A 25,719-nucleotide genomic window follows, 5' to 3' on the forward strand; every position below is an offset into this window, starting at 1 on the left:
TCTTTGCACAATCCTTTTTGCAGGCCGCTTTTTGTATATTTATTTTTTGCCGAGAGGTATATCTGGCATCAATTAATGTGGTTGGACACTTAATGTTATCTAATGAAGAAGTTAAAATTTCTTTTTGCCTTCGCTGCGACAGCTGTATGCGTATTAACTTTTTCCTTTCGTGAAGATTTATTCTTAGTATCTAAAAACCTCGACATTTTTTCCGCGGTATATAAAGATTTAAACATCAACTATGTTGATGAAACTAGCGCACCCAAACTGATGCGCATTGGAATAGATGCGATGTTAGACAGCTTAGATCCATACACCCAATATGTACCGGAATCAGAAATTGAAGATTATCGCCTCAAATATGTGAGCACCCAATACGGAGGCATTGGCGCGGGAACAATTTTTTTAGATGGAAAGCTTTTTGTAAGCGAACTTATAAAAGACTACCCCGCAGATAAAGCACAGATTATACCTGGAGATGAACTTGTAGCCATAGACGGGGTACAGGTTAAAGGAAAAACACGCGCTGAAATTAGTCAATTACTGCGTGGGCCAAAAGGGAGCAATGTGCTGTTAACGATAGGTAGAGCGCAAAAGGAAATGATTAAAAAACTGGTTCGTGATGAAATACTTCAACCAAATGTTTCCTACTCCGGCATGGTTGGCGAGGGAGTTGGCTACATCAAACTCGATAAGTTTTTAGAAAACTCTGCATCAGAAGTTACTTCAGCTTTAATAGCGATTCAAAAAAATAGCCCAAAAGGCATCGTATTGGACTTGCGAAATAACGGCGGCGGCATATTGCAAGAAGCCGTGAAAATTGTTAATCTGTTTATCCCAAAAAATCAACTGATCGTTACCCAGAAAGGAAAAAACCCACAAAAAACCATTATATATAAAACACTTGCCGAACCTATTGCGCCAACATTGCCTCTGGTTGTGCTAGTGAATGAAAACGCCGCATCTGCTTCAGAAATCGTAGCCGGATCACTCCAAGATTTAGACCGGGCAGTTATCATCGGCCAACGGAGCTTTGGCAAAGGATTGGTCCAGCAAGCTTTTAATCTTCCCTACAATAGCTTGGTTAAAATTACTGTTGCAAAATACTATACTCCTTCCGGCAGGTGCATTCAAAAACTAGATTACGGTCATAGAAGCCAAGATGGTTTGGTTGAGAAATTTGCAGACTCTTTGGCAGTGATGTATCGAACAACTAAAGGCAGAGAAGTTTACAGCGGTAACGGAATTTATCCAGATGTAGTTACCGAAGCGCCGAAACTTAGTCCGATCACCATCACCATGATTAACAAAAATTTATTTTTTGAATTTTCAAATCAATTTAAAAAAGACCATCCGACCATTTCATCAGCCAACAATTTTAAAATAGATGACGCGGATTATCTTAAATTTTCATCGGCTTTGCCCGATAAACAATTAACTTATGTAAGCAAAACAGAACGTTTATTGTCTGACCTGCGCTCGGAAGCTGAAAAGGAAAATAAATCTGAAGAAGTAAAGGCTGATTTGGAAAACTTGAAATATAAACTTACTTCTTCTAAAAAAACGGATCTGGTTCGGCATAAAGAGGAAATTAAACGATATCTAGAGAGCCAAATCGTGAGCCGATATTATTACCAAGATGGTAAAACTGTGCAGGGCTTTCAATATGATAAAGAGTTGGCAGCCGCAAAACAGGTGTTCGACAGTCAGCCGAAAATGCTTGCCATTTTAAGTGGTGAAGGAAATTATAAAGTAATTGGAAAACCAATCAACGCCCTAAATTAAAACCACGAGACATTATAAATTATGAAAAAAATATTTACGTTATGCATCATTTTATTTGCTTTTGCTGCTCAGGCGCAAGAGTATGTACCAACTGCCGCGAATTTAAAAGCGCGGACATGGTTTGCCGACGCCCGTTTTGGGCTGTTTGTTCATTGGGGTCCTTTTAGTATTCCCGGAGATGGTGAGTGGGTGCTGCAAGAACGAAAACTTACTTTTAAAAATTATAAAAACCTTGAGGACGCTTTCAATCCTACCTATTTTGATGCGGCGGCAATGGTTGCCATGGCGAAAAGCGCAGGCATGAAATACATTACACTTATTACTCGCCATCACGATGGGTTTAGCATGTGGGACACCAAATATTCTGAGTTCAACATTATGAATACGCCTTATAAAAAGGACATCGTGAAGATGGTTGCCGACGAATGCCACAAGCAAGGAATCAAAATCTTTTTTTATTATTCTCTGTTAGATTGGGGCCGAGAAGATTACCCGCATGAGACTGGCAAAACTGGACAAAATTCAGGTCGCAAAGGTCACGGCGATTATCCACATTATTTGCAGTTTATGAAAAACCAGCTTACGGAGTTACTGACCAATTACGGCGAAGTAGGTGGCATTTGGTTTGATGGACATTGGGATCAAACTGCACCAGAAGGCGCCGCAGACAGAACTTCTAGAATTGATTGGAAATACAACGAGATTTACGGATTAATCCACAAACTTCAGCCACAATGCCTTATTGGCAACAACCACCATTTGACGCCTTTTTCTGGAGAAGACTTTCAAATGTTTGAACGCGACCTGCCCGGAGAAAACAAATCTGGCTTAAATTTTCAGAAAGCTTCTGCGCATTTACCTTTAGAAACTTGCGAAACCATTTCTAACTCTTGGGGATACAACATCGGCGATACAACTTATAAGTCTAAAAGACAATTGATAAATACCCTCGTAAAGGCCGCAAGTTTGGGTTCGAACTTATTGCTTAACATCGGCCCAATGCCTAGCGGCAAAATACAGCCTGAATTTAAAGAAAGACTCGCCACCATGGGCGATTGGCTTAAAATTTACGGCGAAAGTATTTACGGAACGGAGGCTGGGTTTGTTAAACCAACTGACCAATGGAGCCTAACTCAAAAAGGTGATAAAATATATGTCCATGTATTGGATCAAAAATTATCGGCAATAACGCTGCTTCCCGTACCATTTAAAAAAATAAAGCGGGCTTATTTACTAAATGGAAGCAAGCCAGTAAACTATACATTTAAGGGCGGAAAGCTCGAGATTGACACTAAGTTTAATACTGATGAAATAGACAATGTAATTGTTCTTGAAACAGTAAAATAGAAAATTCGCAAATCAAAATACTTTTCATACAAAGAAAAATGAAAATTTCGAGCCTTTTTTCTGCAATATTGATTTGCAGTTCGTTCACTTCCCTCAAAGTTATAGCGCAACAAAATAAAGATTTAACCCAATTTGTAGACCCTATTATTGGCTCTGCAAAACATGGCCATGTGTTTGTAGGCGCAAATGTGCCGTTTGGGGCAGTTCAGTTAGGGCCAGTAAATGTAGAAAGCGGCTGGGATTGGTGTAGCGGATACAATTATAGCAGCAACAATATTATTGGTTTTGCGCACACGCATTTAAGCGGGACAGGGATTGGCGACTTAGGTGATATTTTAGTGATGCCCGCAACCGGAAAAATGCTGCTTAAAAAAGGCAAAAACGCAAACGATCAAGACGGCTATATTTCCAAATTCTCTCACGAAAATGAAGTGGCAAGAGCCGGCTACTACAGCGTTTTGTTAGATAAATACAACATCAAAGCCGAATTGACCGCAACAAACCGTGTTGGATTTCATAAGTACCATTTTCCTAAAAACGCGGAAAGTCCGCATGTAATTTTAAATTTACAAGAGGGTACCGGTTGGGATGCTCCAACCTATACTTCCCTAAATCAAGTAGACGCCAATACAATTGTTGGTGTAAGAAACTCTACAGGTTGGGCAAATGACCAACGGCTATTCTTTGTAATAAAATTTTCTCAGCCAATTAAAGAGATTCTTTTTTTTGATAGCACAGCGACAAAGACAGGTAATTTTGCTATTGGGAAACGAATTATTGGCGTGGTAAATTTTAATTCGATTAATAATGATTTGCTAAAGGTAAAGGTAGCCCTTTCCCCTGTGAGTGTTTTTAATGCTTCACTAAACTTAAAAGCAGAATTGCCAGGATGGGATTTTGAAGCAACCGTTAAAAAAGCCAATGCCGCTTGGCAAAAAGAATTGGAGAAAGTACGCATTGATGCCTCAACTACAACCAAAAAAGTATTTTACACTGCACTTTACCACACCATGATTGCACCGTCTACGTTCAACGACGTGAATGGAGATTATTTTGGGAGTGATAAAAAAATCCACCGAAAAGGAGATTTCAATAATTACACCACTTTCTCGCTTTGGGACACTTATCGCGCAGCAAACCCGCTGTACACATTGATTCACCAGGATAGGGTAAACGACATAGTTAAAACCATGCTTCACATATATAAAGAGCAGGGGAAATTGCCCGTATGGCACTTAATGGGCAACGAAACCAACACTATGGTTGGCTACCATGCTGTCCCTGTTATTGTAGATGCTTACCTAAAAGGATACCGAGGATATGATGTAAATCTTGCTTACCAGGCAATTAAACAGTCGGCTATGCAAAAAACAGATGGCATAGAATACATTCAAAAATTGCAATACATACCTGGCAACAAAGTGGGTGAATCTGTCGCAAAAGCATTGGAATATGCCATCGACGACTATTGCATCGCCATGATGGCAAAATCATTAAACAAAACCGCAGACTACCGATATTTCACCAAACGTGCACAACTGTATAAAGATTATTTTGATAAGGATGTCCAGTTTATGAGAGGTAAAATGAGCGACGGCAGTTGGCGCACTCCTTTTAGCCCGTTGGCTTCAAAACACCGAGACGACGATTATACCGAAGGAAATGCATGGCAATATACTTGGCTGGTGCCGCAAGATGTAGAAGGATTGATAAAGCTTTTTGGCGGCGATAAGCCATTTGTAACGAAATTAGACTCTCTATTTACGGTTCCGCCGGAGCTGGGCAACGACAGTTCGCCTGACATTTCTGGATTGATTGGCAACTACGCGCAAGGCAACGAACCTGGCCACCACATACCTTACTTATATGCCTATGCTGGGCAGCCATGGAAAACTGCTGATTTGATTAGAAAAATTGATAAAGATTTTTATACTTCAAAACCAGATGGACTTTGTGGCAACGAAGATGTTGGTCAAATGAGTGCTTGGTACGTTTTTTCTGCCTTAGGATTTTATCCTGTCAACCCCGCAAACGGCAATTATGTATTCGGGTCACCGCTTACCAATGGCGCTACATTAACGTTTAAAGATGGTAAAAAGTTCAATCTTAAAGTGGTTGGCAACAGTTCACAACATAAATACATCCAGAAAATGATGCTAAATGGGAAGGCATATTCAAAATCCTACATCAGTCATAAAGCAATTGTGGCAGGCGGAAATTTGATCATTTATATGGGCGGCGAACCATCTAAGACTTGGGGAATAAAGCCCGAAGATCGACCGAAATCTGATCGATAAATTTAATAGTCTTGAGAACGCGGGTTATTTTCTAAGATCATTTATTGGGCGCTTTAACACGCCATTCATTATATCTTTCTCTGCGTCTTCGGCTAGGGAAAGGATGCCATTTCTGTCGTTCGCGCAATTTCTCTGATAAAACAAAATTGCGTGTTATCGCAAATCTGCTAATTTAGCAGTGAGGTGATCTCTAATTATGAAATGAATGACAGATTTGCCGACTTGAAATGTTCAAAGACAATTGAATGTTTTATACCAAGTTTATGGGCGCTTTAATACCCGTAGAATTGTAACTCCCTAATGCTGTAGGATTAGTTTTTTTTTAACGCGAATAAAACCTGATACTGCAACTAGCCGAATGGTTAACATAATTGCCGCTTGATGCATTAAACTTTTTTCAACAATTTGCATACATAAACTAGAGCGCTAACGATTGCAATGGCGTACTTTTTGGCTTCATTGCCAAAAAGACACAATGGAAAGCGTGTCAAAGCGCCCAAATCTTTTAAAAAATTCCTTGCACAAACTCAGATTAATATTTTAAATACACATTATAAAGCACCAAAACATCTACCGGAGTAAGAGTTTTGCTAGTATCGCTTTGTATAAAATGAATTTTAAAGCCGTTGATGGCTGCCCCTAAATTTTTTGTGTCATAACCAATGTATCTTAATGCCATTTCAGTATTGAAATCTGCAGGCGGATTCTGCAAAACGTCGTCATACCAATAGCCAAAGCCCTTATCCGCAAGTTTTTTCCAAGGAAAATGTGCAGGATCTGGCTTTCTTCCCGGTGCAATATCGGCATGGCCAATAAAATTTGCAGTTGGAATGTTGTATTCCCTTTTTAATGTTGCCAAAAGCTTTAACAAGCTATTTATCTGCGCATCAGGCCATGGATCTGTCAAGCCGTTATTATCTAACTCGATGCCAATAGATGACGAATTGATGTCTGTATCTTTTCCCCATTTTGCAACGCCAGCATGGTTTGCGCGAAGATAATCGTTTACCATGTGAACTACTTTCCCATCCCTTCCAATTACATAATGTGCGCTCACCTGAGTTCTTGACAACTGAAAAGTCTTAACCGTTTGCGCCAAACTGTCTTGAGCAGTATGGTGAATGATTACAAAATTAGGCTTCCTAATGCCAAAGTTTACAGACGCTATCCACTCCTGATTTTGGCTGTTTAAGGTATCATAGATTTGTCCAGCAGGAGGAACAGCACTTATAATTTTTGCGAAATCTTTTGCCTTATCCTTATAAACCTTTTCTGTAGCCGCATACTTCATTACTTTACAAGCAGAAAAAATAGTTAGACATACTAATACAGATGCTATTGGAGATCGGGTAAGAATATTTTTAAACATGGAGGGTTTTTCTAAAAAGTCAATTTGCCGCAAAATTAAAGCTAATGACCCAAATTTCTAACAAAACTTACAAATTTTCTTACTTTTGGTCAATTATTTATAAGATGAAAAATTTACGTATACTGGGTATTCTTGCCGTTTCTTGCTTTATACTTATGGCATGTAACGACGCACCAAAAAACCAGGCAAACCAAAACAAAACCGTGCTAAATACCGCCCAGGAAGATGTGTTAGAAGGATATACTGCTAGAAGACTCCCGATTTATGAGCGTGTGAAACTAACTACCAATATCAATTTATTAAGTCCTAACGACAGGAAAGTGCTACCCTTGCTTATTCAAGCATCAGAAATTATGGACGACTTGTATTGGAAGCAGGCCTATCCAGCTAGAGATAGTTTGCTTGCTGCAATTAAAGACGAAAATACCCGAGCGTTTTTAAACATCAATTATGGCCCCTGGGATAGGTTGAACAATGATACAGCTTTTGTAGCTGGAATTGGACCAAGACCTGCAGGCGCTTTTTTCTATCCAAAAGACATTACTAAAAAAGAAATAGAAGAGTCTAAACTTATCGACAAATTCGGTGCGTATTCTGTTGTTACAAGAGATAGTAGCGGCACCTTGAGTACCACTCCATACCATATTCTATACGCAAGTCAACTTCAGAGAGCATCTTCTTTACTTAAACAGGCCGCTTTAATAACCGACAATAAAGAATTTAAAAAGTACCTAAATCTACGTGCGGATGCTTTGGTAACTGATAATTTTACTGCAAGTAATTACGCTTGGCTCGACATGAAAACGAATGATTTAGACCTCATTATTGGGCCGATTGAAAACTATGAGGACAAACTTTTTAATGCCCGAACTAGCTATGAGGCGTATGTTTTAATCAAAGATAAAGAATGGAGTAAACGACTGGAAAAGTATGTAACGATGTTGCCGCAGCTGCAAAAAGATTTACCAGTACCCGCAAAATACAAACAGGAAAAACCTGGAACAGATTCGGAATTGAACGCATACGACGTGGTGTATTATGCTGGCGACTGCAATGCGGGATCTAAGACTATTGCCGTTAACTTACCAAACGATGAAAAAATTCAGCAGGAAAAAGGCACACGTAGATCGCAGCTAAAAAACGCGATGAAGGCGAAGTTTGATAAAATTTTAGTTCCGATTTCAAAAAGCCTCATCGATGCAGAGCAACAACAATACATTAATTTCGATGCTTTTTTTACCAATGTGATGTTTCATGAAGTTGCCCATGGGCTTGGCATTAAAAAAACGGTTAATGGTAAGGGCTATGTTCGCGAAGCTCTGAAAGACCAATACAGTTGGTTAGAAGAGGGCAAGGCAGATATTTTAGGCCTGTATATGGTTACTAGTTTATTGAAAAAAGGCGAATTGACTGGCGATATCAAAACCTATTACACCACTTTTATGGCCGGAATTTTAAGGTCAGTTAGGTTTGGGGTGTCAGAATCGCATGGAAAAGCAAATATGCAGTGTTTTAATTATTTCGAAGCACATGGCGCCTTTCAAAGAACTCCACAAGGCACTTATAAAATAGATTATGAAAAGTTTGCTAACGCTACAAATGAATTAAGCGCCTTAATTCTAAAACTGCAAGGTGATGGAGATAGAACAGCAGTAGAAAAAGTTCAACAAACCATGGCTATTATCCACCCCGAACTGCAAAAAGACTTAGATAAATTAACCAACAGCCACATTCCGGTTGATGTGGTCTTTGAACAAGGAGTTGATGTATTGGGGGTAAAATAAGCTGAATGCATTTTTAATGGACAGTATTTTGCTCGGATAAGATCGAAGTACGCAAAGGGATCGGGCTGATCTCCGACATCCGATTTCTGACATCCGACTTTCGACTTCTGAATGCTATCCTCCAGCCTTCTTCACTTTATAACCTTCTTTTTGTAAAATGAGCAACACTTTATCGCGTACATCCCCCTGAATCAATATTTCTCCATCTTTGGCAGAACCGCCAACGCCACATTTGGTTTTCAACATTTTCCCGAGCGTTTGTAGATCATCAGATTTGCCGTTAAAACCTGTCACCAACGTAACTGCTTTACCGCCTCTATTCTTTTTATCTAACATCACGCGCAAATCTTGTTGCTGATTTTTGGGTGTATCTGATTCTTCGGGTTCTTGGGGAAATTCGTAGGAGGAATCAGTGGAATACATAATGCCGCCAAGATCACTTAAATTTATTTTTTTCGATTTCATCTCAATATGCTTCTTGTGGATGATCAATTTCTTTCCTACAATGATACAATAACTTTTAGAGACTGCTCCACAATCCCAGCTTCTAAATCCGCACACATGGTTAGCGGTTCTCCATCTAAATGCACCGCAGCCTCTTTTTCTCGCTTGATCTTGATCTGTTTGCCCTTAATAATCTCTATCATATCAGATTCCCTAGCAGTTCCTTTAATCATGACAAAAACCAACATAGGCAGCTTAATTAATGGAAATTTCTTAATGATGCAAACGTCTAAAAAACCATCTGTAACTGAAGCATAAGGAGAGACGATTACGTCATTGCCGTATTGCGAAGAATTGGCTATACTAATGGCATAAGCCTTTCTTTTAAACGTTTTACCGTCAATATCTATCAGGTATTCTTGTGGCTTATAACTAAGAACTTCTGCCAAACCAAGTCTGATATAACCAAATAAGCCTCGACTTTTATCTTTTGCAAAAATTGCACTTACATGTGCATCAAAGCCCATCCCAGCTAAATTAAAAAATGGCTTTCCACATAAATGACCCGCATCAATTTTTTTGATCTCATGCTTATTTAGCAAACCTATTGCTTTTTGCATGTCAGTTGGAATTTCTAAAAAACGCGCGAGGCCATTTCCAGATCCCAGGGGTAAAATGCCTATTGGCTTATTGTATTTTTGTGCCATAGATGCCACCTCATTAATGGTTCCATCTCCTCCGGCAGCCACAACAATATCCGTATTTCCAGCTAATGCAGCTTCGGCAATTTCGGATGCGTGCCCTTGATACTTTGTAAATTTAACGTCAGAATTAAATTGCTTTTTATCAAGATATCTATCAATTGCATCGGGGATATCCACCTTGCTCTTGCCACCAGATATAGGGTTGATGATAAATAAGATATTTGTTTTCTCGGCCACCGTTTCTGTTTAACAGCTAAAATTATCTATTATTTTTTAAATAAAGAAAATATGTTATTTTTGCACACGAAAAAAGTGGAGGGATTTGCTACGTTTTCTTTATAGAAAGCCAGATTGCAACCACTTAAAAAAAATGCTAACACCTCTTGTTTAACCCGTTCTCTAAGGGTTGTTGGCTACACTAATTTTTTAATAATCTTAATTTTAAGAGATGTCTTATTTATTTACATCAGAGTCTGTTTCTGAAGGTCACCCAGATAAAATTGCCGATCAAATATCGGATGCTTTAATTGATAACTTTTTGGCATTTGATCCCGATTCTAAAGTTGCCTGCGAAACGTTGGTTACAACAGGTCAGGTTATTTTAGCAGGCGAGGTAAAATCTAAAACGTATTTAGACGTTCAGCACATTGCCCGTGAAGTGATTAGAAAAATTGGCTACACAAAAAGTGACTACATGTTTGATGCAAACTCTTGCGGCATTCTTTCTGCAATACATGAGCAATCTCAAGACATTAATCAAGGAGTAGATAGAACGAGTAAAGAGGATCAAGGTGCAGGCGATCAAGGGATGATGTTTGGTTATGCGACCAATGAAACAGTGGACTATATGCCCTTGGCGTTAGATTTGTCTCACAAATTATTGCAGGAGCTTGCAGAGTTGCGTAGAGAAAATAAAGAAATTACCTATTTACGTCCGGATGCAAAAAGTCAAGTAACATTAAAATACGATGATGACAATAAGCCTGTTAGCATAGAAGCCATCGTAATCTCTACCCAACACGACGATTTCGATGAGGAAGAGGCTATGTTGAAGAAAATTAAAACAGATCTTATTAATATTTTACTTCCTCGCATTATTAAGAAATATCCACAGTATGCGCATTTGTTTAATGACGATATTGCGCACCACATCAACCCAACAGGCAAATTTGTGATCGGCGGACCACATGGTGATACGGGTTTGACAGGGAGAAAAATTATTGTTGATACCTACGGAGGCAAGGGCGCACATGGCGGCGGAGCTTTCTCGGGCAAAGACCCAAGTAAAGTAGACAGAAGTGCTGCGTATGCAACGCGCCATATTGCAAAAAACTTGGTTGCTGCAGGGGTTGCAGATGAGATTTTGGTGCAAGTGAGTTATGCCATCGGTGTGGCAAGGCCGATGGGAATTTATGTAAGTACCTACGGAACTGCAAAGGTGAAGAAAAGTGACGGCGAAATTGCTAAAATTATTGAACAATTGTTCGACATGCGACCGTACTTTATTGAGCAAAGGTTAAAGTTACGCAATCCAATTTATAGCGAAACTGCAGCTTATGGACACATGGGCAGAAAGCCAGAAACCGTTACAAAAACTTTTAGATCGCCAAGTGGAGAGGAAAAGACTGTTGAAGTTGAATTGTTTACTTGGGAGAAATTAGATTATGTAGAGAAAGTAAAGGAAGCTTTTGGCATCTAATTAAATATAGATTTATTTTTAGAAAAGCACTTAGATTTTACGCTAAGTGCTTTTTTTATAACCATCTTTTTTAAATCAGAGTTCTTGTTTCTCTTTGCTGAACTACCTACAAAAAAAAAGCGTCATCCGAATAAATCGCTGACACTCAAAAGCTTCATAATCAGTTTTACCTAAGCTTATAACAATCCGTATCTGACTTCCAAATCTTCGGAATCAACAATGGCATTTTCTCGTTTAGATTTCATGGAATGGATATCGGTATACCCGAAAAAGTATTCATCTGTTATTTCGAGCGATTTGAGCGCATTTTTTGCGCTCGTAATGCGGACAGATATTTTACCTCCCAATTGCGTTAATCTTGAATTCTTTGTTTTAACTACGCCATCCTTGGCTTTCGAGAGCTGGGCATGCGTTTTCATAGGTTCAACAATTTAAAATGTATATAATTAAGTTAGTTTAAAACCATTCGCTGCTAAAGATAAGGTTAGAAATAGCCAAATAGTTCCTTTATATATACAATGCTTATCGTGAAGAAATGGTTTGTAACAAAAATAATTTACGGTAAAAACGGGTGTTTATACTTGCGGATTATCCATCTAAATTTGAAAAAAAACCTTTAATATTGAGTTAGCGTATCCCAAATTACTTCATAAATATTTGGAGCAGCTATAGTTTTACCAATTTCTGTTTCTGTGATAAGAACCGGTTTGTAGGCATCAGCAATTCCAACCCTTCCGTGCGAACCTTTTACTAAGGTGGCGTCCAAAGGAATTACATCCATCACATACCTAAATCCGGCTTTCTTCTTTAACAGTTTATATCCTGCGCGAAGTTTTGATGTCATAAACATTTCAACAGGATCGTAACCAGGCTTTTTATGAATGTCTACAACTCTTGCGTAATCTGGCGCTTTTGCATCATCCAACCAAAAGTAATAGCTAAACCAGCTCCCTTCTTTTGCCGTAACTACCAAATCCCCCGATCGCTCGTGGTTAATGTGGTATTTTTCTTGTTGCGTTTTATCTAAAACTAAATCAACACCTTTTGTATTTTCAAGTAGTTTTCTTACCTGTTCTGTTGCACTTTTATCGTTGATGTAAATGTGTGCAATTTGATGATCGACTACCGCGAATGCTTTAGATACCCCGGGATCTAGAAGTTCTAAACCTCTTTCCTCTCTGATGCCGATTAGGCCTTTCTCCCTCAAAATCCGATTAAGGAAAACTGGATTATTTACAGGCTCTATTCCGTATTCGGAAAGCAAAATGATTTTCGCCCCTTTCTTCTCATAAAAGCGAACCAGCTCTTCAACAACTTGATCGATTTCGTTTAATTCAGTACTTATTTTCTCCAAATCTGGTCCAAATTTCTGCAGACAATAATCAAGATGAGGAAGGTAAATTAAAGTTAAAGTTGGGTTGTGTAATTCTTCAGTTTCCATGGCTGCATCAGCAATCCACCTACTAGATTTTATATTTGCAGCCGGGCCCCAAAAACTAAATAATGGAAATTGTCCAAGTTTTCTTTGCAGATGATCACGAAGTTCTGCCGGATGCGAATAGCAATCGGGAAGTTTACGCCCGTCGGCAAGATAATTTGGGCGCGGTGTTACCGAATAATCAGCATTAGAATACATGTTGTACCACCAAAACATATTCGAGCAGGTAAAAGATGGATCTTCGGCCTTTGCCTTGTCCCATATTTTTTCCCCACTTACCAATTTGTTGGATTGCTTCCAAAATTTTATCTCGCTATCTGTATGGTCGTACCAACCATTACCAACAATGCCATTTTCTGCAGGATATTTTCCGGTTAAATAACTCGATTGGACACTTGTGGTAACCGCAGGTAACAAAGGTTCTATATTGGTGAAATTTTTCTCTGCGATGTATTTTTTTAAAAACGGGGTATGTTCTCCAATAACCGAAGACGACAATCCAACAATATCTATAACAACTGTTTTTTGCATAATTTAAGTTTTCAATAGGTCTTTTACCCAATTTAATTCCCTAACAATCGAATCATTTAGGGGAGCTTTTAGTGATGCCGGAAGAACTTCCCACGTATAGGTTTCTACCTCCAAATGAGCCGTAAAAGTGTTTTCTTTATACGCGTCTAATACCAGCTTTATATCTGATTGGGTAGATTGAATCAGCCCCATTTCCTCCACAAAAATGGGAACATGGAAATGTGCCCTCCATTCTGTAGCATTTGTATTTTCTTTAGCTGCTAAAGCATTTGAAAGATCCGGATAACGAAGCAGACTACCATCGTTTTGCTTTGCAATCACCTGATGCAGATAAGTGGGTTCATCAAAACGAGCAAGTTCTTCTATTACTGCATTTCTTTCAACAGTAGATTCTGGTAATATTCCTTTTAAAGCAGCGCTGATTTGAATTTTTCCAACTAAAATTCCCTTTACTTTTAATTCGGCAATAATTTCGGTATGAGGTTCATAGCCGATGGCAAAGTGGCAAACATCATAACATAAGCAAATGTGCTGCTTAATTATACTTTCGCCCAAATGAGATCTTCCTTCAGCAAGCAAAACATTTTCGTACCAACCTATAAACTCAATGCCCGATTCTAAAAAGCCATCTGGCTCTGGCTCTATATCTAAATGAAGTCTTTTGCCGGTTCGTTCCTTTATCTTATTGAGCGCTTCCGCAACTTTTAAAACATTCGCGGTTGCCGTAATTGTTGCTTTGTTTCGCTCATCCGAATCTGTAAACCAAGGCTTATAACTTAATGGAGAAGTAGAAACTCCGCCGTCCATTCCGGCAGGCAACAACTCAGCAAGAATATTAAAAAGACGAATCGTATAATCAAGCCGTTCGGTGGTTGTCCAATCTGGTGCATGCACCTGATCTTTAACTTTTGTATGATGAAAGCCGCCGTAGGGAAAACCATTCATGGTAAAAACATATCCATCAACCTCGATTAGCCATTTCTTAAAAGCTTCGATCGCATCTTCTTTAATAAGCTCCGTGCTCGCCAAATTTGAAAGTCTCAACCCAATTCCCATTGGTTCGTCGGGAGATGTTTGTGCTTTTAGAATTGGAAAACTGTCTTTTAAAACGCCGAAATGTTCCGCCCAACTTTCGCCGGCATAAATATTTGTACAGAATGTTAAATGTCCTGAGTTTATTTTCATTCTGTTAATTTATTGTTTGAAGTTTTGCCTGCTGATTCAAAATTTCTGCCGCTTGCTTTAAAATTTCTGTGTCCATTTCATGCACTTCTTCAGCGGTGCCTAATCCCGTTAGTAAGGTAATGGTCAATTCGCCACCTAAGTGTTCTCGAAATTCTTCTAGCCCGGCTAAAATCGGACTGTCGCCTTCTTTTACTTGTAATAAAGGATGAGTTAAATCGAAACCAAGCACTTGAAGAAGTTTTAAAACCCGTTGGCTATCTGCCAAACTTAATCTTCCCGAAAGGTTAGAATAAACGGTATCTAAGGCAATTCCCATGGCAACCGCTTCTCCATGTCTAACCTCGAAATTGCTTAAATATTCTAACTTATGTGCACTCCAATGGCCAAAATCTAGCGGACGTGAAGATCCACTTTCAAATGGATCGCCACTTCTGATGTGCTCCATATGCAACTTCGCACATTTCCAGATTTGATAGTTCATCACCTCCATATTCCGTTCTACCATCGACTGCGCATTTGCTTCCAACCATTCGAAAAACTCGAGGTCTTTAATCAGCGCCACTTTTATCGCTTCTGCAATGCCCGACCGCCAGTCACGATCTGATAAAGATTTCAAAAATAATTCGTCATTAAAGACGGCAACCGGCGGCGAAAATGTGCCTAAGAAATTTTTCTTGTTAAAATAATTTATGCCGTTTTTTACTCCAATCCCAGAATCGTTTTGAGACAAAACTGTTGTAGGGATGCGGATGTGTTTAATTCCTCGGTGCGCCACATTGGCTGCATAACCCACCATATCTAATAACGCGCCGCCGCCAATGGCCGCAATATAAGAATGCCGATCGATGCCATATTTATTTACAGCCTCCAACACGGCATCAAAATATTCAGTCTCATTCTTTACCTTTTCTCCTCCCGGGATAATCAAAATATCCTGAATCAACTGAGTTTGATTGTACTTAGAGAAGTAGGTTTTAATCTGCTTCTTCAAGTTTGGGTGCGCATCTGCCACACCTTCATCAATAATAAAGAAGATCTTTTTTACCGTCTTCGCGGGATTTAATCCATTGAGAAAATTGCTAAGCAAATCATTTTCCGTTAAGAAAAGTGCCGAGGTAAAAAAAACGTTAAAGTTATATTTTACTGTGAAGGATTGTTGTAAAGGTTCCATATAAATAGGATAATCTCATTGATAAAATTAGGTGACTGCAAATAATTTTGAGAGCCACATAGATAAGGGCAATAATGCCGCAATAATAAAGGCAAGTGCTAGCGCATCAAACGTTACAGCCCAAGCCGCATCCATTAAAATGAGCGAAATAACGCCGGCTTTTACCGCAGCACCGATATTTTTACCTATCGGAGTTTTGATGGCTTTAACCAGTGGACTAAAAATCATCCAAGCAAACGGCAATAGAAAAAGTAACGACCATACCAAGCGATCGTTTAGGAAGGCAAAAGTGGCAATTGCGCCAATTACCAACGCATACAAAATTGCGGCGAGGTAAAGGTTTTTTGTATTGCCACCGTGTACTTCTCCACGACTTGTCATGGTGATTGAAAAAATATAAATCACCGGAATTATTGCAACAAAATAATGCTGTTGCAGCATCTCTGGCACAATACTTAAGCCAAGCAACAGATTCAACCCACGACAAATACCCATGCTAAGCGGTCCAAAAAACGGATGATGCTTGCCAATCTTATTATATATTAACGCAAAACAACTTACTCCAAAAGCCAATAAACCAGCCGTTAAATTTGTTAGAGAAGCAAGCACAATTCCAGATCCAAGTAGGGCGCAGCCGAGTATAGCCGCGTTTTTTAAACTAATGATGCCACTTGGAATGGCGCGTTCAGGCCGCTCGACTCTATCTAATTCTGCATCAAAAACATCGTTAAAGACAATCCCACCAGCATATAAACAGGCTGTTGAAAAACAAAGGGCTAAAATAGCAGCCCATGGCGTATCAATACTACTGAGCAACACGCCAGAAATTGCTATACCTGCAAGAATATCAGCAACAGCGGTTACCATATTTGCAGGGCGCATAATGCGCAAATAATCGACTAATTTTCCCAATTCTTTATTAACTGATGATGATAGAAGATTTATCTATGCGTGGTTGCTGCCCGCCTCTTAGTACAGTATTGCCTTCAAATTTTTCTGTTAAATCTATCTTACCCGATCCATTAAAATCTGCCTCGTCAATCTGTCCGCTTTGGCCAAAAGCTGTTATTGCATTGCGATAAGTTACCAATTCGATATCGGCGTCACTGATGCCTTTCAATTTCATTAAAGCCGCAGTTTTAGGTACAGCTAATGGATCACTAATTCCCCAATCTGCGGCAGAATTAACCATAATTCGCTCTGCGCCATATTGTTTAACCACTTCCACCATTCTTTCATTTCCCATTTTGGTAAATGGATAAATGGTAAAAGCAGCAAAGAAACCTCGGTCTAAAACTTCTTTTACGGTTTCCTCATTGTTATGATCGATGATGATTTTATACGGGTCTAACCCATGCTCCAAAGCAATATCCATACTCCGTTGCGTGCCTTTTTTCTTATCGCGATGTGGCGTGTGAATTTGAACGGGCAAACCAGCTTCTTTTGCAAGTTCTAATTGCAAGCGGTAGTATTTCTCTTCTGCAGGGGTTTGATCATCGAAGCCGATCTCACCAATGCCAACAACGCCTTCTTTATAGATAAACAACGGCAGAATTTCCATTACCTGTTCTGCAAGGGGTTCATTATTGGCCTCACGAGAATTTAAGCCAATGGTACAATAATGTTTAATGCCAAATTGCGACGAACGAAATCGCTCCCAGCCAATAAGGCTGCTGTAATAATCTCTAAAACTATCTAATCCTGTACGTGGCTGACCTAACCAAAAAGCAGGTTCGATAAGCGCTACAACCCCAGCATCCGCCATTGCCTGATAATCATCTGTTGTTCTTGAAATCATGTGCACATGAGGATCAAAAAATTTCATCCCTTTTACTACACTCATATCAAACGCTTCGGGTTCGCCCATCGTCGTTCTATCTCTTTCAATTGAATTACTGCAACACATTTTCTACTTAATTTATTTTTAATTAAATACTATCCCAGCTCAAAGCTTGGCCATCGATTATGGCCTTAAGTTCGGGAATTTGACTGATATATCGCTTTGCAGGCTCATAATCAGACATCGAAATGGCAAGCGCAATGGCTTTATGTTCTCTAGCATCGGGATTTGCTAAACCAATTTTAATCGCTTCAAAAATTTTATCATTGATGAAGACACCAATCACTCTCCAAAGTTGAGGGTTTACTTCTCTTCCGGCAGCATAACGCTCTCTAGCATAATCGCTAAGAGTAAGTGCTAAATGCTCGTTTGCACGTTCATCAATTCGATGGATTTTGGCTATATTTTTTTCTGTAAAAAAGGCTTTCAATATCAACTGGTTCCACGCCGCTTCATCAAGATTTTCTGCAGGATACGGATTGTGCTCCATAATCGCTTCTAATACCGACCCAATATTGCTTCTTATTCCTTCGGCGCAGCGCGCAATCCAAGTTTTAGGCTTAGCTAAAAAAGGAAGTGAAGAATATAATGCTACGGCTTCATTCATTTCGGCAGATAAAAACAAACTTTCAATGATCGGATGCGATTTTTCGGTATCTGCAAAACTGTGTGTTCTCAATAACCAAACCCTCGCCAAATGATCAACTGTCCAAGTGCTGAGGTAAGCTAGACCAATTTGCCGCAGCATCTCCTGTTCCTGATTGCTGATTTTTAAAGCGCTTTTACCTGTTTTACGCGGGAGCATTACAAACGCCTGCCCTAGTTTCCCTAATCCAGCAGGTTGCGCTACTTGCTCTAACCATGCCAATGCATTGTCATCTAGATTATTCTTTAAAATGGTTAGAAGAAGTTTGCTTTTATCTTCAAAATTATCACTTATCGCCATAAAAAACGGGAGTTATTATCGTTATGCAAAAATACCTGACGAAACTAGATAATTTAAAAGCAAGGCACCGACCACTATCAATAGACCAAAAAACTCTCTCGTTTGCTCTATATACGGTTTTGTAGCCTGCATGCTTTCTACCAAGCTTGGTTTATTATATTTCGTAACCCAATCTCGAACCCCATCTTTGGCGAAGAAAATTTTCGTTGCATAAATCAGGTAAAGGGCCATCAAAGCCAAGTAAACGTAAGGGTAAAACAAATCTGCAGCAGCTAAACCGCAACAAACTGCCCCAAGGATATAAATTGGCACCCACAGCCATGAGTCTTTATCATTAAGGTTTACATAGGCAAAGCCGATGAAGGAAATGCAAAAAATAACGTTCAATATCATTAAGATCATTCCAAATGGTTTTTAAATTTATGCTAAATCGTTTTTCTTCTCACAAAGTTATTTAATTCAGCCCCCAATTTGCAGTAAAGATTGTAAATTCTATTTAGAAATACTTTCCCCGGCTAATAATAGACAACTAAGCGCTGATTATAAAATGTTGATAAGCAACTTAACATTGTAGTTTTTTCTGATTGTCTTGCTAAACAGTAAAATGCTTTTGTGATTATTTTACAGAAAGGACAAAATTACCCAACATAATAAAGAGCAGTTTCGCCTAAGATAGTAAAAAATAGTGCTGACATTTTATTGGGAGCGCTATCATATTATCTGTGGTTCCCACGATACAGGAATCCAAAGTTTTCGACCTGACCTAATAATGGCTTCCGGCTTGGAGGATGATTTGTTTAATCCACTTCCTCCTAGTTTAACAGTTGTTTAATTTCATAAGTCTTCAAAAGCCAGCATTAGTTTGCTATTTTGAGTTTTCTTATCGCGTGAGCCGATATGATCCAATAAGAACCGATAAATTATAACAGATTATAGTATGATCAGTTTGTCAAGCATTCTCTTCACTGTGGAATTGGACATCCCTAACTTTTTAGCGATCTCGCTAGTCCTAATTCCAGCATTGCGCTCTACAACTTACAGTACTGCTTTTCCTTAACTGAGATGCTTTTCTCAACACCATGAGAACAAAACAGACTTGACGAGTGGATGGGTTCTATATCGGTATCATACCAAAATATAATTGCACGAATGGCGTCTTTTGTCGAAAACCCGGGAGCAAGTTTTAAATTGCCATGATCGATATAGAATATAAACTTGGTCACGTTAGACAATTAAATACATTTTGCGTTGTCACCCCCGTTTTACGATCGATGCTCCAAATCTATCGTAAATACAGTTCCTTTATTGGGTTCGCTGCCAACCGTGTTGATGCCCACAAGTGACTCTACCTAGTTTTACCATAAAATCCCAATTCCTTTGCCGTCTCGCTAGCAAAACACTACTAATTAGGTTAACCGTAGTGTCTATTTTTCTTTAATAATTCTTGCGCTTTGATTGATAAATAGACTTTTACAACGAGTATCTTAAAGAATAAATTGATTTTAATTGTGCCAATTCACAAAACTGTCAAGCTCATCAATTTTTCATGTTTGATCGCAAAATGTTTATTACATTTGTTCTTAAGCCAAATAGCTTGTTAAATTTAACGCTCCAATTATACTGACTTAATAAGAGTGAATAAAGATTTTGTCGATAGTACATGTATTCAACAATTGATTGCAGGCGAAGAAGCTGCCTTTAGCAAAGTGTATGATTTGTATGCTAAAAAAGTGTACAGGCTTGCCTTCAAGTTTTTAAAAGAAAGGGCTCCAAGTGAAGAGATTGTTCAGGAAGTATTTATTAAATTTTGGTTAAACGCAGACAAGCTCGATACTGCAGGTAATTTGTGGTTGTATTTATTCGTAATTACAAAACGCCTATCTCTGAATGCTTTAAGACAAATCTCGAAATCACATCATCTTACCGAAAAGCTAATTCATACCGTTGTCGAAATGAACAACAACACGGAAGAAAATGTCCTTTTGCACGATCTCGAACGCTGTGCCGATCAAGTAATAGCAACTTTACCCCGTCAACAAAAGCTTGCATATACCTTAAGTCGTAAGGAGGGATTGTCTCATAAAGAAATTGCAGCGCAACTTCACATTTCCCCCTATACCGTAAACAACCACATTGGCGAAGCCTTAAAAACAATAAAAGCCCAATTAAAGTATGCCGGGCTTATAGTTCTCTTTTTAGTATTGTCTGCGGCCAGTAAATGCGCTCTTTCCAAGTTTTCGACGGTTAACGCAATATTTTTTAAATCACGAATTCAACGCGTTGCAAGTAATCATTTGATTTACTTTGAAGATTAGAAAAAATATTTTTTTCTAATTTAACTAGTTGTACCCCTCTCCTTCTGGTGTTCTATTAACAACATGCTTTCCCGAGGCAAGTTTTAACCAATGTAAAAATGAATGAGCTAAAGTTTCAACGCTTATTGCACCAGTATTTAAACAATACCATAGGCCGTGAGGATTGTGTAGAATTGTTAAGCTATTTTAAGAAAATAGATGACGATAAAATTGATTCACTCATTGAATTAAGCTCATTTAATTTAAGTGAGGGTCCTGAATTTGGTGAAATGCAATCATCAGATCTTTTGAACAAAATAAAGGTCGACCCACGTTTTGAACGCGCTCTAACTGTTAACGTCGTTTCGCTACAAACAACTCCAAAATTCTATCAACGCAACTGGGTAAAGATAGCAGCAGCCGCAATGTTGCTCTTAACAAGTAGTTTACTTTTTCTGCAGCGCGAAAAAATTTTTACTGATAAAGGTGACGTTTTGTTGGCGATCAAGAAGAAAAAAGAAGTCATTCTTCCTGGCAGTAGAAAGGCAATTTTAACAATGACCAACGGACACTCGATCGCACTTAACGAGGTGGCGAGGGGCGTATTAGCAAAAACGAATGCTGGTAATATTGTAAAAACAAATACCGGCGAAATTATCTACAACAACCTTAAGAACTTCGCCGATGCCAAAGATTTGGTTTATAATACCCTCTCCACCCCAAAAGGTGGAGAATACCAGTTGGTTTTGCCAGACGGCACTAAGGTTTGGTTAAACTCCGCCTCTTCCATTACCTATCCTACGGCTTTTACCAAGAAAGAGCGCCGCGTAAAGCTTACAGGAGAGGCTTACTTTGAGGTAGCTAAAAATAAAGACATTCCTTTTTATGTAAATGTGCATGATACCCAAATACGGGTACTCGGCACGCATTTTAACATCACTGCTTATGATGACGACGATGAAACGACAACTACGTTGATTGAGGGCTCGGTGCAGGTGACGAAGTACAATAAACAATCTGTCATTAAGCCAGGACAAAAGGCCGTAACAAACAAAACTTCAGACCAAATAGTGGTTTCGCATGCAAATATTGAAGATGCAGTAGCCTGGAAAAACGGCTATTTCGTTTTTGATGACAATGATGTCAGTGGAGTTATGAAAAAAATAGCTCGTTGGTATGACGTAACGGTAGTTTACCGCAGCGATGTGAGCAACCAAAAATTCGGGGGCACATTTTATCGGTCAAAAAGCATAACAGAACTACTTCAGTACTTACAAAAAATAGGAAAAGTACGATTTACCATCGAAGGAAGGAGGATAATTGTAATGAAGTGACCTAGTAAACGACTCACTAAACAATTGTCTGATAAAATTAACCAGGAGCGCGCCAACGCCCCTGGCAATAGCCGAGGCTAACGTCAGATTATAAAAATAATTGCAGCTTAACACAATTAATCAACCTAACATTCAAATGTATAAAATTTTAACACATTTCAAACGCAATACGAAGCCCTATTGCGTTCAAAAAACACTGCTTGTCATGAAATTAACCCTTTTTTTACTGACTGCAACTTTCCTACATGTCTCGGCGGCGACTTTCGCGCAAAAAGTCACGATCAAGGTTAAGGATGCTACCATGAAAGCAGTTTTTGAAGAAATTCAAGCTCAAACCAGCTATGACTTTTTGTATAATTCCGAAGACCTCAAAACATCAAAACTCATTACACTAGATGTTAAAAACACTGATTTAAAAGAGGCACTTACAGACTGTTTCAAAAATCAGCCATTGTCGTTTAGTATTGAAAACACGACAATTTTAATTACTAAAAAATCTGCCAGTACCACTAAGCAAATGGTTAACAAAGGTATTTCAGGCGTAGTAAATGATGAAACCGGCAGCCCACTATTGGGTGCAACCGTTAGAGAAAAAGGCACAAAAAATGCAGTGAGTACAGACGGAAAAGGCAGATACACGATTTCTGTTGCTGATAATGGCGCCATGTTAACCTTTAGTTTTCTAGGTTATGCCGACCAAGATGTTCCTGTAACGGGCAATTCAACAATTAATGTCCAGCTAAAACCATCAGACAATAAACTTAATGAAGTAGTTGTGGTGGGATATGGCACCCAAAATAGGGCAAATATAAATGGCGCGGTAAACACCGTTGGCGCAAAAGACATTAATTCTAAGCCTGTATTAAATACCTTTCAGGCCTTGCAAGGAGAGTCTCCAAACTTAATTATTCAACAAAACTCGCTAGATCCTGGCGCCACTCCTACCGTTAACATTCGTGGTATTGGAACAACAGGAAACAACGACCCATTGGTGGTAATTGATGGAATTGTGACTCAGGGCACGGGAAGCTTAAATACCCTAAACCCTAACGATATTGAATCTGCAACCGTACTTAAAGACGCTGGTTCTGCGGCCATTTATGGTTCGCGTGCAGCCAACGGCGTCATACTGATTACCACAAAAAGTGGAAAATTAAATCAAAAAGCGGCTGTCAGTTATAACGGCAGCTACGGTCTACAGGTTCCAGATGTAATGGTGCATAAAATAGATGCGGCAGATAATGCATATGATAAGAATGTTGCTCTGGTAAATTCGGGCTTGGCACCAGCTTACACGCCAGAACAAATTCAGGAGTTAAAAAATGAAGGTCGCGGAACATGGGATTTAAATAACCTCGTCTATAATGCGCCATTGCAATCGCACAGCGTTAACATTAGCGGTGGTGGCGAGTCAAGTTCATACTTCATTTCTGGCGGCTATCAGAACCAGATGAACAGCTTTGTTGGGAACGGTGGTTCTGGCGATAAATATGGATATCAAAAGTACAATTTGCGGTTAAATCAAACCACCATCGTTGGGAAATTTAAGTTTAATGCCATATTAAATTACACCAAAAGCCGCAATAAAACCTCGGCAGCTAATCAAGGCTTCAGCATCGCCGATGCCAATCGGGTGCCTTCCAATTATAACTTTCAGGACGCTGATGGAAATTACCTGACCAATCCGGTTTCGTCACAACAAAATGTGCTCGGTTTATTGAAAGAAGGAGGATTTAACCAAAGCGACAACGATGAGATATTTGGTAATCTGAATGGAACTTATTCCATTACGAAAGACCTAAAGTTAACTGGTGTTTTTGGAGGTACACTTAGCAACAACGGGAATTTTTATCAAGATAAGCGGGTTGGTTTTTTACCAGTCGGCACATCTGCCAATAATGACCTTACCGTTAACGACGGAAATTCTAAAAGCAACCTATTCAACACTCAGGTATATTTAGGTTACGATAAAATTTTTGGCAAACATTCCATTAGCGGTACACTTGGGGTTTCTAGCGAAAGCTACAGCGGCCGCGGTTTTAGTCTATCCAAAAGCCTAACCGACCCTACTTTGGGAACCCCGACAACTGGTACTACCGTTAGCCCTACTAATTCAAACAATAGTATAGGAGTTGATGCCAATAGCCTACTTTCTATATTTGGCCGGGTAAACTACAATTACGTGCACAAATATTTTCTGGATTTTGTATTTCGTGAAGATGCCTCATCCAAGTTTGCGCCTAATAAAAGAGCAAGTTTTTTCCCTTCTGTTACTGCTGGTTGGCTAGTTAGCGATGAGGATTTTATGAAGCCTTTAAGCAACACACTAAACAAGCTTAAGCTTCGAGCCTCTTATGGAGTACTGGGCAATCAAAATGTGAGTAGCTTTCAGTACCAAACCACCTATTTTAATTACACTGCCGCCTATGGTTTTAACAATACGCTAGTAGGCGGTGCAGGAACGTTGCAATCTAATCCTGATTTAACATGGGAAAGTGCGGCAACCCTTAATGCGGGTGTCGACTTTAGTCTTTTTAACAATCAACTTTCTGGATCATTTGATTATTTCAACAAAGTAACCCGAAATATTCTTCAAGCTCCCCAAGATGTGCCATCCATATTTGGCGCCGGCCTAGCAGATGCGAATGTTGCTGAAGTGAGGGATGCCGGATGGGAAGCACAATTGAACTATAATTTGAGAGGAACAAAAGTTTCACAAAGCTTTGGCATTAACATCGCAGACAATCAAAATACACTGCTGAAGTTAACCGGAACTACTACTCAGCAAATCACGCAGCCGGATGTGTACGGGTTGATTAGGAAAGTAGGGCAGCCGATTACAGAATATTACGGTTATGAAACAAATGGCTTATACCAAAGCCAAGCAGACATCGATGCTTCCCCTAAAATTGCTGGCATTGCGGTAAGTCCTGGCGACTTAAAATTTAAAGACCTAAACAATGATGGCGTTATTGATGCTAAAGACAAAACAGAATTGGGAAATCCTTTTCCTCGTTACACCTTTGGTTTTACCTACAGAATTGCCGTAGGCGGTTTCGATGCAATGATTTTTGTGCAAGGCGTTGGCAAACGAGAGGAGTTTTTAAGAGGTGAATTGGTTGAACCTTTCCAGGGTGGATATGGTGCCACACTTTTTGATCATCAAACCGATTTCTGGACTCCAGAAAATACGAATGCCATCTATCCGCGCTTAGCTACTTCTGGTCCATCGAATGTAAACAACTGGCAAACTGGCTCAGACCTATTTAAATATAACGCTGCTTATGCAAGGTTAAAAAATGTAAACATAGGGTATTCCCTATCCAACAACACCCTTAGCAAATTAGGCATCGGTAAAGCAAGGATTTCCCTAATTGGGCAAAACCTTTTTACACTTACCAAATTGAAGTTTGCCGATCCTGAAACCTCAGAATTTGGCAGTAATGTAGCGGTAACATCAAGTTCAAATAGCCCACGCAGCTATCTGCTTTCCGCGTTCTACGGAGTAGGATTTGATTTAACATTTTAATAAAAACATTTTAATTTTATAA

20 protein-coding genes and 1 pseudogene are annotated in these 25,719 nt (G+C 39.2%); 8 read left to right on the forward strand and 13 right to left on the reverse strand.

Annotation, left to right across the window (positions count from 1 at the left end; translation table 11 throughout):
* Positions 1-102: 102 nt before the first annotated feature.
* From ACVWYG_RS11655 to ACVWYG_RS11665, 3 genes are read left to right on the forward strand one after another with little or no spacing between them, the layout of a single operon-like run.
* A complete protein-coding gene (locus ACVWYG_RS11655) occupies positions 103-1,785 on the forward strand; it encodes a S41 family peptidase (RefSeq protein WP_457270397.1) in 1,683 nt (560 codons plus the stop codon).
* Positions 1,786-1,806: 21 nt separating this feature from the next.
* On the forward strand, positions 1,807-3,132 hold the full coding sequence (locus ACVWYG_RS11660; RefSeq protein ID WP_457270398.1) for an alpha-L-fucosidase: 1,326 nt from the start codon (positions 1,807-1,809) through the stop codon (positions 3,130-3,132).
* Between the two features lie 38 nt (positions 3,133-3,170).
* Complete coding sequence (locus tag ACVWYG_RS11665; RefSeq protein ID WP_457270399.1) at positions 3,171-5,429, forward strand: GH92 family glycosyl hydrolase; 2,259 nt, start codon at positions 3,171-3,173, stop codon at positions 5,427-5,429.
* A 532-nt stretch (positions 5,430-5,961) separates the two neighbouring features.
* Here the strand turns inward: ACVWYG_RS11665 and ACVWYG_RS11670 are convergent.
* On the reverse strand, positions 5,962-6,798 hold the full coding sequence (locus ACVWYG_RS11670) for an N-acetylmuramoyl-L-alanine amidase (RefSeq protein WP_457270400.1): 837 nt from the start codon (positions 6,796-6,798) through the stop codon (positions 5,962-5,964).
* Between the two features lie 104 nt (positions 6,799-6,902).
* On the opposite strand from ACVWYG_RS11670, the gene ACVWYG_RS11675 reads away from it, so the two are divergent.
* On the forward strand, positions 6,903-8,582 hold the full coding sequence (locus ACVWYG_RS11675; protein ID WP_457270401.1) for a dipeptidyl-peptidase 3 family protein: 1,680 nt from the start codon (positions 6,903-6,905) through the stop codon (positions 8,580-8,582).
* A 114-nt stretch (positions 8,583-8,696) separates the two neighbouring features.
* On the opposite strand, the gene ACVWYG_RS11680 is transcribed toward ACVWYG_RS11675, so the two are convergent.
* Together ACVWYG_RS11680 and ACVWYG_RS11685 are read right to left on the reverse strand one after the other, a co-directional pair.
* Positions 8,697-9,047 (reverse strand): translation initiation factor, encoded by a 351-nt coding sequence (locus tag ACVWYG_RS11680; protein WP_457270402.1) that lies wholly within the window; start codon positions 9,045-9,047, stop codon positions 8,697-8,699.
* A gap of 35 nt (positions 9,048-9,082) precedes the next feature.
* Positions 9,083-9,967: a diacylglycerol/lipid kinase family protein gene (locus ACVWYG_RS11685; RefSeq protein ID WP_457270403.1), complete on the reverse strand. Its 885-nt coding sequence runs from the start codon at positions 9,965-9,967 to the stop codon at positions 9,083-9,085.
* Between the two features lie 211 nt (positions 9,968-10,178).
* On the opposite strand from ACVWYG_RS11685, the gene metK reads away from it, so the two are divergent.
* Positions 10,179-11,429, forward strand: a complete 1,251-nt coding sequence (metK, locus tag ACVWYG_RS11690; protein ID WP_457270404.1) for a methionine adenosyltransferase — start codon at positions 10,179-10,181, stop codon at positions 11,427-11,429.
* Between the two features lie 176 nt (positions 11,430-11,605).
* On the opposite strand, the gene ACVWYG_RS11695 is transcribed toward metK, so the two are convergent.
* The 10 genes and pseudogenes from ACVWYG_RS11695 to ACVWYG_RS11740 form a co-directional block, all read right to left on the reverse strand.
* Complete coding sequence (locus tag ACVWYG_RS11695) at positions 11,606-11,848, reverse strand: hypothetical protein (RefSeq protein ID WP_457270405.1); 243 nt, start codon at positions 11,846-11,848, stop codon at positions 11,606-11,608.
* Between the two features lie 197 nt (positions 11,849-12,045).
* Positions 12,046-13,398, reverse strand: a complete 1,353-nt coding sequence (locus ACVWYG_RS11700) for an alkaline phosphatase family protein (protein WP_457270406.1) — start codon at positions 13,396-13,398, stop codon at positions 12,046-12,048.
* Between the two features lie 3 nt (positions 13,399-13,401).
* Entirely contained in the window at positions 13,402-14,583 is a 1,182-nt protein-coding gene (gene eboE, locus ACVWYG_RS11705) for a metabolite traffic protein EboE (RefSeq protein ID WP_457270407.1), read from the reverse strand.
* Between the two features lie 4 nt (positions 14,584-14,587).
* Positions 14,588-15,754: a 3-dehydroquinate synthase gene (locus ACVWYG_RS11710; RefSeq protein ID WP_457270408.1), complete on the reverse strand. Its 1,167-nt coding sequence runs from the start codon at positions 15,752-15,754 to the stop codon at positions 14,588-14,590.
* A 27-nt stretch (positions 15,755-15,781) separates the two neighbouring features.
* The gene (gene eboC / locus ACVWYG_RS11715) at positions 15,782-16,666 is read right to left on the reverse strand and encodes a UbiA-like protein EboC (protein WP_457270409.1); all 885 of its coding nucleotides are present in this window, start codon (positions 16,664-16,666) and stop codon (positions 15,782-15,784) included.
* Between the two features lie 7 nt (positions 16,667-16,673).
* Positions 16,674-17,621, reverse strand: coding sequence for a TatD family hydrolase (locus ACVWYG_RS11720; protein WP_457270410.1), 948 nt, complete (start codon positions 17,619-17,621; stop codon positions 16,674-16,676).
* Between the two features lie 61 nt (positions 17,622-17,682).
* A complete protein-coding gene (locus ACVWYG_RS11725; protein WP_457270411.1) occupies positions 17,683-18,540 on the reverse strand; it encodes an EboA domain-containing protein in 858 nt (285 codons plus the stop codon).
* A 21-nt stretch (positions 18,541-18,561) separates the two neighbouring features.
* On the reverse strand, positions 18,562-18,942 hold the full coding sequence (locus ACVWYG_RS11730) for a transmembrane 220 family protein (RefSeq protein ID WP_457270412.1): 381 nt from the start codon (positions 18,940-18,942) through the stop codon (positions 18,562-18,564).
* Positions 18,943-19,470: 528 nt separating this feature from the next.
* A pseudogene (locus tag ACVWYG_RS11735) lies at positions 19,471-19,557 on the reverse strand (MarR family transcriptional regulator); the annotation flags it as partial.
* Positions 19,558-19,568: 11 nt separating this feature from the next.
* The gene (locus ACVWYG_RS11740; RefSeq protein WP_457270413.1) at positions 19,569-19,763 is read right to left on the reverse strand and encodes a hypothetical protein; all 195 of its coding nucleotides are present in this window, start codon (positions 19,761-19,763) and stop codon (positions 19,569-19,571) included.
* A gap of 411 nt (positions 19,764-20,174) precedes the next feature.
* Between ACVWYG_RS11740 and ACVWYG_RS11745 the strand changes: the two genes are divergently transcribed.
* The 3 genes from ACVWYG_RS11745 (at position 20,175) to ACVWYG_RS11755 (ending at position 25,697) form a co-directional block, all read left to right on the forward strand.
* Complete coding sequence (locus tag ACVWYG_RS11745) at positions 20,175-20,855, forward strand: RNA polymerase sigma factor (RefSeq protein WP_457270414.1); 681 nt, start codon at positions 20,175-20,177, stop codon at positions 20,853-20,855.
* 98 nt (positions 20,856-20,953) lie between these two features.
* The gene (locus ACVWYG_RS11750; protein WP_457270415.1) at positions 20,954-22,168 is read left to right on the forward strand and encodes a FecR family protein; all 1,215 of its coding nucleotides are present in this window, start codon (positions 20,954-20,956) and stop codon (positions 22,166-22,168) included.
* A gap of 205 nt (positions 22,169-22,373) precedes the next feature.
* Positions 22,374-25,697 (forward strand): TonB-dependent receptor, encoded by a 3,324-nt coding sequence (locus ACVWYG_RS11755; RefSeq protein ID WP_457270416.1) that lies wholly within the window; start codon positions 22,374-22,376, stop codon positions 25,695-25,697.
* Positions 25,698-25,719: the final 22 nt, after the last annotated feature.

The organism is Pedobacter sp. UYEF25, from assembly GCF_054061655.1.